The organism is Campylobacter concisus (assembly GCF_001298465.1).
GTDB classification, from domain to species: domain Bacteria; phylum Campylobacterota; class Campylobacteria; order Campylobacterales; family Campylobacteraceae; genus Campylobacter_A; species Campylobacter_A concisus.
Genome location: NZ_CP012541.1, coordinates 845,216 through 861,717 on the forward strand (window position 1 = coordinate 845,216; position 16,502 = coordinate 861,717).

Consider the following 16,502-nt stretch of genomic DNA (forward strand, 5'->3'; position numbering starts at 1 on the left):
ATATTCTTAGTTATCTTATATTTTTTATACTTGTTTAAATTTTAAGGTTTGTAAAATCAAAGCTAAAATTTTTGATTGTGGCAATAAGAATTAAACTAGGACTAGAAAATAGTCCTAAAAAAATAAATTTAAATTAAAGCTCGTTTTGATAAAATCCCAACATAAAAATCACTAAAAGGGTTATCATTATGAGAGGCTATAAAATTTTCTCAGGAACGGCTAATATTGAGCTTTCAAAGAAAATTTCGCAATATCTTTCACTTCCTCTTAGCGAGGCAAGTATAAAAAGATTTAGCGATGGAGAGATCAGTGTGCAAATCGGCGAGAGCGTGCGCGGAAAAGATGTTTTTGTCATTCAGCCAACATGTGCACCGACAAATACAAATTTAATGGAGCTACTTATCTTAACTGACGCTTTAAGACGCAGTAGCGCAAGCTCTATAACAGCGATTGTGCCGTATTTTGGCTACGCTAGACAAGATAGAAAAGCAGCTCCTAGAGTGCCGATCACTGCAAAACTAGTGGCAAATATGATGCAAACAGCAGGCATCGATAGAGTCGTCACTATGGATCTTCACGCAGGACAAATTCAAGGATTTTTTGATATTCCGGTTGATAACCTTTATGGAAGTATCATTTTTAATGACTACGTAAGAGCTAAAAATTTACCAAATCCAATCGTTGCAAGCCCTGATGTAGGCGGCGTGGCTCGTGCTAGATCCTTAGCTAAAAATCTAAATCTTGACATGGTTATCGTAGATAAGCGACGCGAAAAAGCAAACGAGAGCGAAGTGATGAATATAATCGGTGACGTAAATGGTAAAGATGTGATTTTAGTTGATGATATGATAGATACAGCTGGCACGATCGTAAAAGCAGCTGAAATTTTTAAAGAGCGTGGCGCAACTAGCGTTATGGCGTTTTGTACGCACCCAGTCCTTAGTGGGCCAGCTTATGATAGGCTAAGACTAGGCTTTTTAGATGAGCTAGTGGTAACAGATACGATACCTTTAGCAGAGGAGCTACCTTGTATAAAGGTGCTAAGTGCAGCTTCTTTATTTGGCGAAGTGATACGCCGTGTATATCACAATGAAAGCGTAAATAGCTTATTTTAATTAATTTTGGCTTTTGTTTTTAGCGTTTCAGGCAAAAAGCCAAATCTTTCAATGCTTATTAGAATTTAATTTTTGATAAATCAAAATTTATAGCAAAAAGATAGCCTCTATTTATAGCTGGAATTTTTAAAATTCTAGCCTTCTCTTTAAAAATTTTTGGCATTATGGCTTTGCAAAATGGAGTTACTAAAAGGCAAGTGTCTGCGTATCCGACAGCGATCTTGCCGCTTAGCACCACGCTTGTTTGCTTTGCTAAATTTGCATTTAGCTCATCTTTTTGAGCTTTACTTAGAAGTACGTTTAGCTCTTTTGCCGCCATATCAACGCCTCGTATCGCATTACTATCATTTTTTATGATAAAAATTTCGTCACTTATTTTTGTGATATTTGGCATTAAAATTTGTCTATCGACTTCTAAAAACTCAAAGCTCTTTTGTACGCCACTAAAATATCTATCCAAAAATGGCTCACTAAAATTTAGCCGAATAAAGCTTCTTTTTAACTCGCCTTTTAAATTTGTCTCATCGATAAAATAGCGCAAACCTCGCTCATCAAGATAGTTTTGAAGCTCTTTTTTGCGTAAATTTAAAAGCGGCCTAACTAACCAAAAGTACTTTCTCTTTTCAAGCTCGCTCATGCCAAAGAGCTCTTTTAGTCCAGCACCCTTACTAAGCTGCATTAAAAACCACTCAAATTTATCGTCAAACTGATGCGCTAGGATCAAATTTTCATAGCCAAATTTTTGGCAAATTTCATCAAAAAACTCATATCTCGCCTCACGCGCGTTTTTTTCAAAATTTGACATATCTAAAAAAACGCTTTTGGTATAAATTTTTTTACCAAATTTATCTGCGAGCTCTTTTGCACTTTTTATCTCGCTTTTACTTTGCTCTCGAACATTGTAATCAACCATCGCTAGATCAAATTTGATCCCAGCCTCTTCTAAAATATAAAAAAGTGCAGTGCTGTCTATACCGTGCGAGAATGCAAGCAGGTTTGCACCTAAGTTTAGCTTTTCTCGCACATTTTGACTTATCATTTTGCTTTTTTGATGATTTTAGCGATCAGTTTTTGATCGACCACGTCGCTTGCTTCGCAAAGATAGAGCGAGCCGATCTCAAGCTCTTTTAAGTCGCTTTCGTTGATTAAAATTTCGCCGTCTATATCTTTATCCCAGATATCTTTTTTGGCCGCGTAAAACATCTCTCCCTCGCTACTTTCGCCCTCAAGAGAAGCATAAATTTGCTTACCAAGCTCTTTTTGCAAGCTCTCATTTATCGCTTTTTTAGTGATCTTTTCTATCTTATTTAGTCTTTTTGAGATGATTTTAGCTGGGATTTGCTCCATTTCAAAAGAGGCAGTGTCTTCTTCTTTCGAGTAGGCAAAGGCCGAAATTCTATCGAATTTAAACTCTTCTAAAAACGCGCAAAGCTCGTCAAAATCATCCTCGCTCTCGCCCGGGTGTCCCACGATGACACCAGTTCGTAAGAATGAATTCTCGGCATTTCTCATCAAATTTAAAAGCTCTTTTATCTTTTTAGCACCGCTTCCACGCTTCATTATCTTTAGCATGTCTTCGCTGATGTGTTGGATGGGCATGTCGAAGTAGTTGTGAAAGACAGGCGAAGCGATGATACGTTCAATTAGCTCCTTGCTGGTCGTGCTTGGGTAGAGGTAAAGTATCCTAGCACTCCTTACGCCTTTTATCTTTTCTATCTCATCTATTAAATTTATAAGCCCGTCGCTAATACCGTGATCGCGCATATATGAGCTTGAGTCTTGGGATAAAAAGCTAAAGTCGTAGTAGCCTTTTTTGACTAGATTTTTGACCTCATTTATGATGTTTTCAAGCGAGCGCGATTTTAGCTTGCCTTTAAATGTCGGTATCGCGCAAAAGCTACACTTTTGGTTGCAGCCCTCTGAAATTTTGATGTAGGCGTGGTAGTTTGAGCCAGTTATCACACGCTCTTCATTTGCTTGCAGATAAGTTTGCGGACTAAATAAATTTTGCTTTTTCAAGATGATCTCATCTATCTTGTCGTAGTCGGCCACACCAGTAAAGAGATCAACTTCAGGCAGCTCTTTCATAAGCTCGTCTTTGTAGCGCTGCATAAGACAGCCAGTCACTACCAGCAAAGAGCCATTTTTGCGGGCTTCGTGCATTTCAAGTATGGTTTGGATACTCTCTTCTTTGGCAGATTTTATAAAGCCGCAGGTATTTACGATGATGACGTCAGCATCGCTGATATCATCCGTGATATCGTAGTTTTGCAGTCTACCAAGCATGATCTCAGAATCAACTAAATTTTTGTTACAGCCAAGTGAAATTAAGTGAAGTTTTGGCATTTTTAGATCCAGATGTTGTCTATTAGCCTAGTTTTACCAACGTAAGCTGCTACTAAAATGATGGTGTTATTTTTTTCTATTTTGGAAATTTCATTTAAATTTCTATCCGTAATGGCGACATAATCAACCTTTAATGGCTCTAACACTTCAAGCATCTTTGTTTTGATCTCACTTGTGTCTTCCTCGCCGTTTTGGATCAAATTTTGTGCTTTATTTAGCGATCTTGAAAGCCTTAGAGCATTACATTTATCTTCGTCGCAGATATAGACATTTCTACTTGAAAGTGCAAGTCCGTCCGGCTCTCTAACGATATCGCAAGCCACTAGGCTGGTATTAAGAAAAAATGTCTTTATCATGTTTTGCACGATGATTAATTGTTGTGTATCTTTTTTGCCCATATAGACGCTATTTGCACGAGTTAGTCGAAATAGCTTATTTAGCACTCTTAAGACGCCATCAAAGTGGCCTGGCCTAGTTTTGCCCTCTAAGATAGCTGAAAATTTCTTTGGAGCGATGATTAGAGGCTCATCTTCAAAGTAAAGCTCATTAGCATCTGGGATAAAAATAGCGCTAACGCCATTTTGCTCGCAAATTTTAATGTCGTTTTGTTCGTTTCTTGGGTATTTGTCCAGATCTTCGCCTGGTAAAAATTGAGTTGGATTAACGAATGTTGAGACGATACTTATCTCATTTTCGCTCACGCATTTTTTGATAAGGCTAACATGTCCGTCATGAAGTGCGCCCATGGTTGGCACAAAACCGATCTTTGAGCTTGTGCTAGAGACGAAATTTTGAAGTTCTTTTATAGTTCTTATGATTTGCATTTTTGACTCTTTTTGTTTGAAATTTTAACTTGGCATTGTAACAAAAAAGGATTAAAAGGGCGTAAATTTAAAAATGTAAGCAACTTTTGGCTAAAATCGGCAAAAATTTTTGGAGAAAAAATTGGATAGTTACGAATACAACGAGCTTTTAAAGAAGCTACAAACAAAAGTTGAAAACATAGGCTCTATCGTAAAGCCTGAAGAGATCAAGGCTAGACTAAAAGAGATCGAGGCCACCGAGCAAGATCCTGATTTTTGGCAAGATATCGCAAGAGCTGGGGCGCTAAATAAAGAAAAGACAAAAATTTCAAATATGCTTGCAAAATTTAACGATGCTAATCAGGCAGTAAGTGATGCAAAGGAGCTTTTTGAGCTAGCAAATTCTGAAAATGACGAAGAGACTATAAATTCTCTTTTTGATGACGCTAAAAATTTAGATGAAAAGATAGTAAATCTTGAAATTTCTATGCTTTTAAGCGGCGAAGATGACGGCAAAAATGCGATCGTATCGATCCATCCTGGAGCTGGCGGCACTGAGAGTAACGACTGGGCCAGCATGCTTTATAGGATGTATCTTAGATTTTGTGAGAGAGAAGGCTTTAAGGTCGAGACTCTTGACTTTCAAGAGGGCGATGAGGCAGGGCTAAAAGACGTGAGTTTTATCGTAAAAGGCGAAAATGCTTATGGTTACTTCAAAGCAGAAAATGGCATCCACAGGCTCGTTCGCACAAGTCCATTTGATAGTGCAGGGCGCCGTCATACGAGCTTTTCTAGTGTCATGGTAAGCCCTGAAGTAGATGATGATATAGAGATCGAGATCGAAGAGAAAGATCTAAAGATAGACACTTATAGAGCAAGTGGTGCAGGCGGTCAGCACGTAAACAAGACTGAATCTGCCATCCGCATCACGCACATACCAACTGGCATCGTCGTGCAGTGTCAAAATGACCGCAGTCAGCACAAAAATAGAGCCACAGCGATGAAAATGCTAAAATCTCGTCTTTACGAACTTGAGCTAATGAAACAACAAGAAGCAAGCAATAGCGTCGAAAAAAGCGAGATCGGCTGGGGGCACCAGATAAGATCATATGTACTTTTCCCATACCAGCAAGTAAAAGACAACCGCAGTGGCGAGGCATACTCACAAACTGATGCGATACTTGATGGCGATATCAAAAAGATGATAGAAGGCGTTTTGATCGCTCAAAAGGCTGACGCGTAATAAATTTACAAAAAGAGATGGGAGCTAAAATTTCATCTCTTTTAGCTTTGTGCAAGCTCCTTCTTTGCCTTTAAAGCAAGCTTCATCAAGATAAATTCTCGCTTTTTTGTAGTTATTTTTACCTAGATAGATAAGCCCTAGATCGTAGCTGGCCTCGCTTGAGCCAAGGCTTGTGGCTTTTTCGTAAAAATATATCGCTTTTTCTAAATTTTTGTTTACACCAAGGCCATACTCGTAGATATATCCAGCGCTTCTTAGTCCGTCTATGTTGCCGTATCTGCCAGCTGTTTCAAACCAGAAAAGTGCTCTTAAGATATCCTTACTAAAGCCTTTGCCGTCACGAAAACAAATGCCAGTTTGCTGCATGGCAAGCACATTTCCATCTTTTGCGTAGTCGTAAAATCTCTTGCAAGCCTTTGGATAGTTGCCTTCATTGTATAGATAGATGGCGTCTGCTATTTGCTCGACTTCAGGATCAAGTGGTGGCTCACTAAGGCCAAAATTTTGTGAAATTTGATCTAACGAACATCCCCAAAATAGTAAAACACTAAACACAAAAATGATAAATTTTTTCATATTTGTCCTTGAAAATTTAGGCGATTTTATCCAATTTTATCTTATAATGCCCGCAAATTTTAAGCAAAAGGAACGATATGGATCATAATGCACTTTTAATCCAGCTTGGCTATAACGTCAATGAAACGACCACTGCTCAAATGTGTAGAATTTTAAACAATACTGATGGTCTTTTGCCAAAGAGCATAATTGAACTAAACGATCATTTAAAGCCGCACCTTTGTTTTGTGGCGATGAGTGGAAGTGAAGATAGACTAAAGATAAAAAATGTAGCTACCGTTAATGAAATAAAAGAGCGAGTTGATGAAATCATAAAAAACTGGGCTAATAAATATAAAATGGAGCTAAAAAAGATAAATGAAACAACTTACTATATAATGGGAAAGATAAGGGACTGAAAATGAAATATGATATTGTAATTATTGGTTTTGGAAAAGCTGGCAAAACGCTAGCAGTTAAAGCTGCCGCACTTGGCAAAAAAGTGGCTCTTATAGAGAGATCGCCAAAGATGTACGGAGGTACTTGCATAAATGTTGGCTGCATACCAACCAAACGTCTAATAACAGCCGCTAAAGAGGCAAAATTTGTAAATAATAGCGTTGAGAGCGAATATTACACACTTAGTGTGGAAAATAAAAATAAGCTAATTTCAGCTTTGAATGCTAAAAACTATGTGATGCTAAATGATAAAGAAAATATCGATGTGATCGATGGTGTTGGCTCATTTGCTAGTGAAAATAGCGTACTTGTAACAACGACAAGCGGCGAGAAAAAGATAATAGAGGGCGATTTTATTATCATAAATAGTGGCTCAAAAGAGGCAGATGCTCCTTTTGAGGTTGTAAGCTCAAATGTATTTTCAAGCCAAACTTTGCTTGATCTAAAAAATTTACCAAAGCATTTTGTCATTATCGGTAGTGGTTTTATCGGTATAGAGTTTGCATCAATGTTTGCAAATTTTGGCTCAAAAGTGACTATCGTAGGACGTTCAAAACTACTTAAAAACGAAGATGATGATATAGCTAATAGCGTAAAAGAGGCTCTTAGAGTCCAAGGCGTTGAAATTTTAGAGGATTGCGAGATAGGGTGCGTTAAAGAGAATGTATTAAATTTCAAGCAAAATGGTGAGCAAAGATGCCTTAGGGCTGATGCATTTTTGATCGCGCTTGGCAGAGTGGCAAATGTGGATGATTTAAATTTAAAAGCTGCTGGAGTTGAGCTAAATGAAAAAGGCTTTATAAAGACAAATGAAAATCTTCAAACAAATGTGCCAAACATCTATGCGGTAGGCGACGTGCGCGGCGGAGAGCTTTTTACTTACACGAGCTTGGATGATTTTAGGATAGTTTATTCACAAATTTTTGGTGATAAAAAGAGAAATACTAAAAATAGAAGCATTCACGCAAATGTACTATTTACTGATACTCCGCTAGCAAGAATTGGAGTAAATGCAAAAGAGGCTAGTAAATTTGGGCTAAATTTTAAAGAGCTAAAGCTTAGCATGGCAACAGTACCAGGTGCAAAAGTACTAAATCACGATGTAGGTATGCTAAAAGCTATCGTTGATGTACAAAGCGGCGAAATTTTAGGTGCTAGCTTTCACTGCATCTATGCAAATGAGCTAATAAATGAAATCGCAATTGCAATGAATTTAAAAGCGAACGCAAATTTCTTTAAAAATCAAATTTTCACTCATCCAAGTATCAGTGAAGCACTAAATGACTTATTTGGACAATTTTAAAAGGAAAAGAATGAAAAAATATTTATTGCTTTTATCGGCTTTATTTTTCACTGGCTGCTTAAATGTGATTGGTGTAGGACAAAAACAAGATGATTCGTGGCAGCAGCCAAAGGATGAAAAAATAGTGCAAAATAAAGAGCAAATTTCAAGAAATGCGATCGAAATTTTAATACCAAAATGCGAAGAAGGCGATGCGGAAGCTTGCAATGATTTGGGTGTAAATTACGAGCTTTTAAAAGAATATGAAAACGCTTTAACAAATTATAAAAAAGCTTGCGATGCGAAAGTGCAAGTCGGTTGTGCAAATTTGGGCACTCTTTATGAGCTTGGACTTGGAGTTAAAAAAAATCCAAAAAAGGCAATTTCGATTTATAAAGAAAGTTGCAATGGTGGAGGCATGCAAGCTTGCTATCATCTAGGCAACGCCTACCGCAAGGGCGAGATCGTAAAACAAGACTACTATCTAGCGATGGAGGCATATACAAACGCTTGCAATGCTGGCGACTTACCAAGTTGTGCTAATATCGGAGCGATGTACGAGCTTGGTCTTGGTGTCAATAAAGACGAAAAAAGGGCTTATGGAATTTATAAAGTTGCTTGCTTTCGTGGGCTAAGCAAGGCATGCCCACAGATGAAAAGACTAGGCACAAAGCTAGGAATGTAAGTGAAAAAGGTCTTAAATTTTGGTCTTATTTTGGCTATGGGCTTTATACTTAGTGGTTGCTGGTCTTGGCAAAAGATGGTAAGCTTTGGCTTTTGGCAAAGTGATGAAGAGGCGAGGGCAGAGCGTCTTGAGCTTGAAAAAGAGAAGATGATGCAAAACTGCGAGGGTGGAAATAGCATCGACTGTAACAACCTAGCTGTAAATTTTAGCAACGAAAAAGACTTTGTAAAAGCAAAAGGCTACTACGAAAAAGCTTGCAATGCTGGGCTTGCAACGGCTTGTTCAAATTTGGGTCAAATTTATGAGCAAGGGCTGATTGATGAGCAAAAAGATATCCAAAAAGCTCTAAAACTTTATAAACTAGCTTGTGATAGTGGCGATGGTGTTGGCTGCTATAATGAGGCTATGGGGCTAAAATCCTACATCGAAAGTGAAAATTTAAAGACTCATAAGATAGATAGAACTAAGGCCGAGGCTAGAGTGCTAAGGCTTTTGGCAAAGAGTTGCGAGCTTGAGTATGCTCAGTCATGCTTTTTGCTTGCAAAGCTAAGCGGCAATGAAGCAAAGGCAGACGCACTTTACAAAAGAGCCTGCCAACTTGGCAAATGTGTGGATAAAAAGTAATACTAGTCAAAATACTGTTCTAAAAATTCGTAATAAATCAACAAAGGCTCTTCTTGAGTCTTTTAAAATTTGATGTTTTATTCGAGAAATTCTAAAAATACCTTCAAATGTGTGTAAATCCGGACAACATCTTGTTTGGGGGTAGTCAGTCCTCAAGGCGCATGTAGCTCGCACCAGTTTCTTTGCTGGCTTCTTTTATATTACTTGTTTCTATTGTATAAGTGTGACAGCCACTTAAAACGATATCTGTTGCACCATCTGCTTTATATTCATCTACAAATTTTTAATAGCATCAGATATTGCGTCGTTTTTGTACATTACAGAAGATGGGGTGTCTTTAAGTAACATTTGGCGATATTTTCTACAAGGTCGCCTTGTGTGCTTATATTATTTTTAAATTTTTTAGTTCCTGTACAGTTTTCAAAAACTACTACATCCGCTTCTACACTTGCTCTTCCATATTCAGTAGCTACGATCGAGGCATATTGATAGCTTTTTTGTTCTAAAATTTCTTTTATATCGCGTACTATTTTTATGGCACTAAAACTACTTGATAACAAAAAAATAGATCACAAAAATTATCTTGATTATCTAGTATTGTTACTTTTGTAGATGTTGAGCTTATATCAATACTGATGAAATACATAAATTTATGTCCATAAAAATATGATTTCTATAACTAAGAACTTGAGAGAAATGTTATCTATTTGTAGCTTTTTTAAATAAAATCTAAAATTTCACTTCAACCCAAAAACTTTTATATTAAAAGTAGTATGGATTTTATCCTTTTCGCCTTTCATGACGATAGGAAATTCGGTCTTTACGATACTGTCATAGCTGCTAAGCGCATCTAAAAAGTCATAAAATTTTTGTGGTGTCCTTAGAGAGCTAGTTACATTTAGGCGAAATCTAAAAAATTTCTCACTAGCGTTATTATCACTTTCTTCTATTTTGCTAAGGCTCACTTCACTGAAAAATTTAGAGGCAAATTCTATAAATTTATCTTTATCAAATTTAGCCTCAAAAGCTGAAATAATAGCTCCATCTTTTTGTTTGGTTGCTTCAAGGTTTTTAAATTTGGCTTCAAATTCATTTTTTACTTTTGTATAAGATGATGTCTGTGAATAATTTTGTCTAGTTAGGCTTTTAAATTCTTTTATATTTGGCACGATAAAACCAAATATCATAATGAAACAAACTACAATAAAAGCAAATATAAAAAGTAAAAGCTTGACGGGATCTATTTTTTCTAAGCTCGTATCTTTTTTACTCATTATATCCCTCAGAATTATCAATTTTATTTGTGCTTATAAAGCCGTACCAGCCGTTTTTACTTTGATAAAAGCTAGTATTCGAAGTCGTAAAAATAGATCTTAAAGGTGAAGCTAGAAGCTGATTAAATACATCTTTTGTCGGCGTTATACCACGAATGATGAGTGAGTTTTTATCCATAAAAACCTCTTCGAGCGTTATACTGTCAGGCACTAGATCAAAAAGATTGTGCAAGCTTTGCTTGAGAATAGAATTTGATGTGAAAATATCATTTGCAGATTCTATTTGTACGGCCAGTTTAGCTGAAATTTCATCTGTTGTGACTATTTTTTGACTAAGTTCTTTTTGCTCATTTGATAAAAAATTTATATTTTTTTCAATTGAATAGTTTTTATAGAGTATAAAAAAATTTGTTGCCAAAAGAGCTATAAAAACAAAACTTATAAGACTTAGCCAAATTTTGCTAAAGATAGATATAAGTGGTCTTGGTTCCGGAGCAATAAAGCTAAATCTCATAATATTATCTCTTCTTGCATGATTTCATTCATAATATGGTTTGTATTCACTGGATACACCGAAGTCTCCACTAAAAGCTCGGATTGCAGATATTGTAAAAAGGTTGCACTTGTTTTTGTATTTTCAAAAACAATGATTTGTTCAATAAAATCGCCGCCGTAGAGAGGATTTTCGTAAAATTCTTTTACAGCCTTTACGATGTAATCAAACATCTTCATGTCATACCCAAAAATAGCAACCGATTTTTCTACATTTGTAGAAACTGGCATATTTAGTTCATAGTTTAGATCTTCAAATTCTTTTGGTTTATCATCACTTAAAAAATCATCTAAACTTTTAAAATCATCAAGCGATGTTGCGTCATTTTCTTCTTTAATTATTAAGTTATCAATATCTGTTATATCTTCTTCTTTTAGGCTTTCAGCTTCCTGATTAGTTTCCTCAATACCAGCCATATTTAAAAAAGTGGATAATTTCATTTGTTTATCTTTAAATATCGCAAGCGTAAACGAATGTGCATGGATATAAAGATAAAGTGTAGTTTTTGGAGAAATTCCGCGTTTTAAAAGCTCGTGAAAGAGTAGGGCAATAGGTGAGTAGATGAGATCTACACTATCTTGTCCAAATAAATTTTTATATTTTTTTATAGCATTTAAATTTGCATAAATACTCCAGCTATCCTGCATGATAAGGCTTGTAAGATTTTTAGTATTTATATTAAATTTTTTATATTCATCAAAGCTAGTGCTAGGAAGCGCGCCTTGCGAGTCGTCGTTAAAAAAAACTGAGACATATACGCCAAAATATGCTTTTTCTTGCTCTTCTATGTATTTTATGATTTTTTCATCGATATTATCGATATTTATATCTGTAAATTTAGCGTTTATGGTTTTTATAAGCTTGCCATTTCTAAAGACCTGACCGTAAAAAACGCACTCATTGCCCTCGATCACGGCGCTTAAGAAAAGGTTTGAAAAAAGCTTTTTGATGCTAAAAGACATAACTCTCCTAAATTTAGTGCATTATTTTTGGTATGTTAGCTAAAAAGGGATTAAATAAGTTTAAAACAGCTCGTTTTTTAGTTTTGCAAATGCCTCTTTCATCTGCAGAGCCTCGCTTTTTAGCTCATCATCAAGCAAAGCAGAATTTCTTAAGCTTTCAAAGTCCTCTATCATCACATCACACATCATTTTGATGCGCTCATTATCAGCCTTACTGACGCCATTTTGGCTCATTTTTTTGATGCGTTCAAGATACTCTTTGCCGTTTTTTATGTATGAGCTAAATTTCATAGCTGCCTTGCTTTGATTAAGCGTGGTGGCGGCCATCTTGTTGTATACGTCAAGATCAAGGGCTTTTTGGCTTAAATTTATAGCCTTTTCATACTCTTTACTCTCGTAGTAAAATTTCGCTTCAAGGGCGAGCTTGTAGGAGTTGTCGCTGTAAAAAAAGAGCCCAAAGAAAGCTATTATAAAAATGGCTATAAAGATAGAAATTTTATTTTTCATAAATTTCGTCCAAAATTTCTCTTATCTCGTCGCTTATTTGCGGATTTTTATGCGCATATTTTTTCCACCAAATTTTTAAATTTGACCTAAAGTCCTCTTTATTTTGTAGCACGCTCTTGCCACCGTCATTTTGCGAGGCCTGCCAAAGCTCGTTTTGTATCTTCTCTTTTGCCTCTTTTTGTTCTAAATTTGCCACGCTAAAAGGGGCTGAGAGGCTAAATTTTATAGTTGAAAATGGCTTTGGAAGTATCATCTTGTCCCAGCTTTTAAACTCCCAAAACGAGTTTGCTTCGAAATTTAGAGCATAAATTTCGCAAGATGACTTTTGCGCGATCACCGCAGCTCCGTCTGCGACGCTGTGTCTTGGTCCGCGTGGGCCATCTGGCGTGATGATGACGTCGTGACCTTGCTTTATCTCTCTTAAAGCCTCTATAAGTGCCCTTGCGCCGCCTTTTGAGCTGCTACCTCTAATGGTGCCGATGCCAAAAAATTTGATTATTCTGGTGATGAGCTCGCCATCTTTGTGGTCGCTTATTATCACCTTGCCTTGTTTTCTGTTTTGGCTGCTCCACCAGCGTCTGTAAGCAAAGCTCATAAAGCTAAGTCTGCCATGCCAAAAAACGACGACGCAGCCATTTTGCGGTAAGAAATTTGGAGTGTAGCTCTTTTTGCAGGTTAGAAAAATGAGCCACATCAAAATGTAGATGAAAAAGACACCAATGTTCGTGGCGAGCTTTTCAAGGGTGCTTTTAAATTTGCAGCTCACCATACAAAACCATTCGTTTTGGGTTTGTGATCTTGATTTTTTGTGTAGTGCCAAGAAGCTCTTCACTGCCATCAACTTGAACTAAAAAGTTATTAAAGCTTCGCCCAGCAACGCCGCCATTTGCTCTTAGCTCTTCAAAATATACATCAAAAATTTTATCTTTTTGTGCCGCCACGATCTCGTCTAAAATTTCATTGTGGCGATTTTGTAGGCGAGTAAGCCTAGCTGAAGCGGTCTTGTCGTCTATTTGATTTGTAAAAGTAGCTGCCTTGGTAAGAGGGCGAGGCGAATACTTGAAGCTAAAAATTTGCTCAAATCTAACTTGTTCAAGCACGTCCATCGTGTCTTCAAATTCGCTATCGCTCTCGCCCGGAAATGCGACGATGATATCAGTTGAGATGCTCACATCTGGGCACATCTTTCTAAGTCTTAGCGCGCGGTCTAAAAACCACTCTTTTGTGTATCCGCGCTTCATCTCGCGTAAAACTTTGGTATTTCCGCTTTGAAGTGGCATATGCATAGACTTGCAAATTTTAGGGTTGTTAGTGAAAATTTCTAGAAATTTATCATCCATGTGAAGTGGGTGCGGGCTTGTAAATCTTATCCTCTCAACGCCCTCTATCTCGCTTATCTTTACTAATAGGTCGCTAAAATCGATATTTTCTTGCACGCCTGAAAATCTTTTGCCGTAGTTATTGACATTTTGCCCTAGTAAAAATATCTCTTTTGCGCCGCTTTTTGCCGCCTTTTCTACCTCTTTTAGGATGAGGCTTGAAGGGATAGAAATTTCATCGCCTCTAGTATGTGGGACGATGCAGTAGGTGCACTTTTTGTCGCAGCCGATCGAGATATTGATGTGGCTTTTATATGGCGAGCCTCTAAATTCGCCAAATGCGTATTCGCTCTCGTCATGATTGATGTCGGTTGAGATAAATTTAGGTGTATTTACCGCTTTTGTGATCTTACTAACATTTCTTGCGCCAAGAACAAAATCAACATAAGGTGCGCGTTTAAAAATTTCACTACCCAAATGGCTTGCAGTACAGCCACAAACGCCTATTTTAGCACCTCTTTTTTTGGCTTTTTCAAACGCGCCGACTTCGCTAAAGAGTTTATGAACTGGCTTTTCACGAACCGAGCAAGTATTTATAAGGATTAAATCAGCTTCTTCTATATTTTGTGTTAAGGAGTAGTCTTCTTTTTGTGAGAGCTCGGCTATGATATGCTCGCTGTCACGAACATTCATAGCACAGCCTAAAGTTTGGATAAAGAGTTTTTTACTCATTAAAGTATATGCACTTCATACATGTAGTCGCTATCATCAAGTCCGTATTTTACGGTTCTGTGATAAACGCTTAGCCCTTTTTCTTCAAAATGCTCAACTAAGGCGATTAATTGTTTGTGTGTGTTTTCTTTATCAAAATAGAAAATTTTCTGACCCTCTTTTTCGACAGCTGCCTCTATTTTTTCTAGTGAAATCGTTTTTGGTTTTGCGTCTAATTCAGCTCTTGCAAGTTTTAGCTCCATTTTTAATCCTTTCAAAATCTTAAATTTTAATCGGTCAATATATCCAAAACATCATAAAAAAAGGATTAAATAAAAGTTAATAATAAGCTTAAACTTATTAAAAGTATGGCTTATGTATAATTCCAGAACTTCACGAAAAATCCCCGAAATTTATCGTTACAATGGAGAAAAAATGGAAAGAATTTCAGATATCATCGAGTCAATTGCAAATGAGAAAAATTTAGAGATAGAAGATGTAAAAGAGCGCGTTATAAGAGCCTTGATAAATACAGCAAAGAGAGTTTATGGCGAGAATTATGAGTATGATGTAAATATTGATGCAAATAAAAATTTAAAGCTTTATCAAAAAATTTTAATTGTAGCAAACGATGACGAGAGGCTAGAAGAAGACAATGAGCACTTTTTGAGTTTAAAAGAGGCTAAGAAAATAGATAGCGGTGTTGAAATCGGCGATGAACTAACTTACGAGCTAAGCCTTGATAATCTTGGCAGAACAGCCGCCCAAACACTTCACAAGGAGCTTGAATACCACATCCAGCGCCTAGTCGAAGAGAAAATTTTACAAAAATATAATGAGATGAGCGGTCACATGGTCTTTGGGCCAGTTGTCAGAGTCGATAATGATGAAAATACATTTATTGAAATTGACGAGCTTCGCGCTGTTTTACCACGTAAAAGCCGTATAAAAGGCGAGAAATTTAAAGTAGGAGACGTCGTAAAAGCTGTCATTAGAAAAGTTTTTACAGATAAAAATTTAGGCATAAAAGTAGAACTCTCAAGAACTTCACCAAAATTTCTTGAAGCACTGCTGACTTCTGAAGTGCCTGAGATAAAAGATGGCGGTATTATCATTCAAGGAAGTGCTAGAATCCCTGGTGAAAGGGCCAAAGTAGCACTCATCTCAACCACTCCAAACATCGATCCAGTCGGCGCAACAGTCGGCACAAAGGGCGTTAGGATAAATGCCGTAAGCAAAGAGCTTCATAACGAAAGCATCGATGCGATCGAATATGCCACCGAACCAGCGATATTTGTCGCTCGTGCGATGGGACCAGCTATCATCACATCGGTAAAGATAGAGGAAAACAAAGCGATTGTTACACTTGCAAGTGAGCAAAAGAGCAAAGCGATCGGTAAAAACGGCATAAATATCCGCCTTGCAAGCATGCTAACAGGCTATGAGATCGAGCTAAACGAGCTTGGCTCAAAAACCAGCAGTGGCGATAGCGACGGTGGCATGATCAAGGATCTAAAAGCACTTTTTGGTGATAACTAATGAAATTTCAAATAAGAAAAGCAACTAGAGACGACATAGACGTGATCTGTGAGCTTGTAAGAGAACTTGCAAGCTATGAAAATCTGAGTGATCAAGTCACTTTTACAAATGAAATTTTTGCAGACTCCATCTTTAATAAAAACCATGCAAAAGCCCTTATCTGCGAGAGTGAGAGTAGGACTATTGGTTATGCTATATACTTTTATACATTCTCCACATTTTTAGGACTTGGTGGGATGTACCTTGAGGACATTTACGTGAAAAAAGAGTTTAGAAAACAAGGTATTGGGAAAGCATTTTTTAAATTTCTAGCTCAAATTTGTAAGGATGAAAATTTAAAGAGGCTTGAGTGGTGCTGCCTAAACTGGAATGAGCCAAGTATCAAATTTTATGAAAGCATGGGTGCTAAAAACCAATCTCTTGAGTGGAGAACCTACCGCTTGGACGGCGAAAATTTAGAAAAGCTAGTAAATTTATAGTTTCTAATAAAAGCTCAAATTTGCTTTGAAATTTGAGCTTGCTGGT

Annotated in this window: 20 protein-coding genes; 8 read left to right on the forward strand and 12 right to left on the reverse strand. The window is 37.0% G+C overall.

The window, feature by feature from the left end; genetic code table 11:
* Window positions 1-188: 188 nt before the first annotated feature.
* Window positions 189-1,115, forward strand: a complete 927-nt coding sequence (locus tag CCON33237_RS04325) for a ribose-phosphate pyrophosphokinase (RefSeq protein WP_054196545.1) — start codon at window positions 189-191, stop codon at window positions 1,113-1,115.
* Between the two features lie 58 nt (window positions 1,116-1,173).
* On the opposite strand, the gene tilS is transcribed toward CCON33237_RS04325, so the two are convergent.
* The 3 genes from tilS to panC are packed head-to-tail and all read right to left on the reverse strand — an operon-like array spanning window position 1,174 to window position 4,285.
* On the reverse strand, window positions 1,174-2,154 hold the full coding sequence (gene tilS, locus CCON33237_RS04330) for a tRNA lysidine(34) synthetase TilS (RefSeq protein WP_054196546.1): 981 nt from the start codon (window positions 2,152-2,154) through the stop codon (window positions 1,174-1,176).
* Window positions 2,151-3,461 carry a 30S ribosomal protein S12 methylthiotransferase RimO gene (gene rimO / locus CCON33237_RS04335; protein WP_054196547.1) on the reverse strand — a complete coding sequence of 437 codons (1,311 nt, stop codon included), beginning with the start codon at window positions 3,459-3,461 and terminating at the stop codon, window positions 2,151-2,153. The genes tilS and rimO overlap by 4 nt, the downstream gene beginning before the upstream one ends.
* Window positions 3,462-3,463: 2 nt before the next feature.
* A complete protein-coding gene (panC, locus tag CCON33237_RS04340) occupies window positions 3,464-4,285 on the reverse strand; it encodes a pantoate--beta-alanine ligase (RefSeq protein WP_054196548.1) in 822 nt (273 codons plus the stop codon).
* Window positions 4,286-4,406: 121 nt separating this feature from the next.
* Here panC and prfB point away from each other — a divergent pair, with 121 nt between their 5' ends.
* Window positions 4,407-5,507 carry a peptide chain release factor 2 gene (gene prfB, locus CCON33237_RS04345; RefSeq protein WP_054196549.1) on the forward strand — a complete coding sequence of 367 codons (1,101 nt, stop codon included), beginning with the start codon at window positions 4,407-4,409 and terminating at the stop codon, window positions 5,505-5,507.
* Between the two features lie 24 nt (window positions 5,508-5,531).
* Here the strand turns inward: prfB and CCON33237_RS04350 are convergent, their stop codons facing one another.
* A complete protein-coding gene (locus tag CCON33237_RS04350) occupies window positions 5,532-6,083 on the reverse strand; it encodes a tetratricopeptide repeat protein (protein ID WP_054196550.1) in 552 nt (183 codons plus the stop codon).
* Window positions 6,084-6,160: 77 nt separating this feature from the next.
* On the opposite strand from CCON33237_RS04350, the gene CCON33237_RS04355 reads away from it, so the two are divergent.
* The 4 genes from CCON33237_RS04355 to CCON33237_RS04370 are packed head-to-tail and all read left to right on the forward strand — an operon-like array spanning window position 6,161 to window position 9,112.
* On the forward strand, window positions 6,161-6,481 hold the full coding sequence (locus tag CCON33237_RS04355) for a hypothetical protein (protein ID WP_054196551.1): 321 nt from the start codon (window positions 6,161-6,163) through the stop codon (window positions 6,479-6,481).
* A 2-nt stretch (window positions 6,482-6,483) separates the two neighbouring features.
* Window positions 6,484-7,824, forward strand: coding sequence for a dihydrolipoyl dehydrogenase family protein (locus CCON33237_RS04360; protein ID WP_054196552.1), 1,341 nt, complete (start codon window positions 6,484-6,486; stop codon window positions 7,822-7,824).
* 10 nt (window positions 7,825-7,834) lie between these two features.
* On the forward strand, window positions 7,835-8,488 hold the full coding sequence (locus CCON33237_RS04365) for a tetratricopeptide repeat protein (protein ID WP_054196553.1): 654 nt from the start codon (window positions 7,835-7,837) through the stop codon (window positions 8,486-8,488).
* Window positions 8,489-9,112, forward strand: a complete 624-nt coding sequence (locus CCON33237_RS04370; RefSeq protein ID WP_054196554.1) for a tetratricopeptide repeat protein — start codon at window positions 8,489-8,491, stop codon at window positions 9,110-9,112.
* A 145-nt stretch (window positions 9,113-9,257) separates the two neighbouring features.
* On the opposite strand, the gene CCON33237_RS10100 is transcribed toward CCON33237_RS04370, so the two are convergent.
* The 8 genes from CCON33237_RS10100 to CCON33237_RS04410 form a co-directional block, all read right to left on the reverse strand.
* On the reverse strand, window positions 9,258-9,356 hold the full coding sequence (locus tag CCON33237_RS10100; RefSeq protein WP_369126263.1) for a hypothetical protein: 99 nt from the start codon (window positions 9,354-9,356) through the stop codon (window positions 9,258-9,260).
* 493 nt (window positions 9,357-9,849) lie between these two features.
* A complete protein-coding gene (locus CCON33237_RS04380) occupies window positions 9,850-10,386 on the reverse strand; it encodes a hypothetical protein (RefSeq protein WP_054196556.1) in 537 nt (178 codons plus the stop codon).
* Window positions 10,379-10,900: a hypothetical protein gene (locus tag CCON33237_RS04385; protein WP_054196557.1), complete on the reverse strand. Its 522-nt coding sequence runs from the start codon at window positions 10,898-10,900 to the stop codon at window positions 10,379-10,381. The genes CCON33237_RS04380 and CCON33237_RS04385 overlap by 8 nt, the downstream gene beginning before the upstream one ends.
* On the reverse strand, window positions 10,897-11,901 hold the full coding sequence (locus CCON33237_RS04390; protein ID WP_054196558.1) for a hypothetical protein: 1,005 nt from the start codon (window positions 11,899-11,901) through the stop codon (window positions 10,897-10,899). Before CCON33237_RS04390 ends, CCON33237_RS04385 begins: the two co-directional genes overlap by 4 nt.
* A 60-nt stretch (window positions 11,902-11,961) precedes the next feature.
* Window positions 11,962-12,408, reverse strand: a complete 447-nt coding sequence (locus CCON33237_RS04395; protein ID WP_054196559.1) for a hypothetical protein — start codon at window positions 12,406-12,408, stop codon at window positions 11,962-11,964.
* Window positions 12,398-13,177 (reverse strand): lysophospholipid acyltransferase family protein, encoded by a 780-nt coding sequence (locus CCON33237_RS04400; RefSeq protein ID WP_054196560.1) that lies wholly within the window; start codon window positions 13,175-13,177, stop codon window positions 12,398-12,400. Before CCON33237_RS04400 ends, CCON33237_RS04395 begins: the two co-directional genes overlap by 11 nt.
* Window positions 13,158-14,459: a tRNA (N6-isopentenyl adenosine(37)-C2)-methylthiotransferase MiaB gene (gene miaB / locus CCON33237_RS04405; protein WP_054196561.1), complete on the reverse strand. Its 1,302-nt coding sequence runs from the start codon at window positions 14,457-14,459 to the stop codon at window positions 13,158-13,160. Before miaB ends, CCON33237_RS04400 begins: the two co-directional genes overlap by 20 nt.
* Window positions 14,459-14,701: an HP0268 family nuclease gene (locus CCON33237_RS04410; protein ID WP_002941786.1), complete on the reverse strand. Its 243-nt coding sequence runs from the start codon at window positions 14,699-14,701 to the stop codon at window positions 14,459-14,461. Before CCON33237_RS04410 ends, miaB begins: the two co-directional genes overlap by 1 nt.
* Before the next feature lie 172 nt (window positions 14,702-14,873).
* Between CCON33237_RS04410 and nusA the strand changes: the two genes are divergently transcribed.
* Both nusA and CCON33237_RS04420 read left to right on the forward strand, forming a co-directional pair.
* The gene (gene nusA, locus CCON33237_RS04415) at window positions 14,874-15,977 is read left to right on the forward strand and encodes a transcription termination factor NusA (protein WP_054196562.1); all 1,104 of its coding nucleotides are present in this window, start codon (window positions 14,874-14,876) and stop codon (window positions 15,975-15,977) included.
* A complete protein-coding gene (locus CCON33237_RS04420; RefSeq protein ID WP_054196563.1) occupies window positions 15,977-16,456 on the forward strand; it encodes a GNAT family N-acetyltransferase in 480 nt (159 codons plus the stop codon). Before nusA ends, CCON33237_RS04420 begins: the two co-directional genes overlap by 1 nt.
* The last annotated feature ends 46 nt before the right edge of the window (window positions 16,457-16,502 follow it).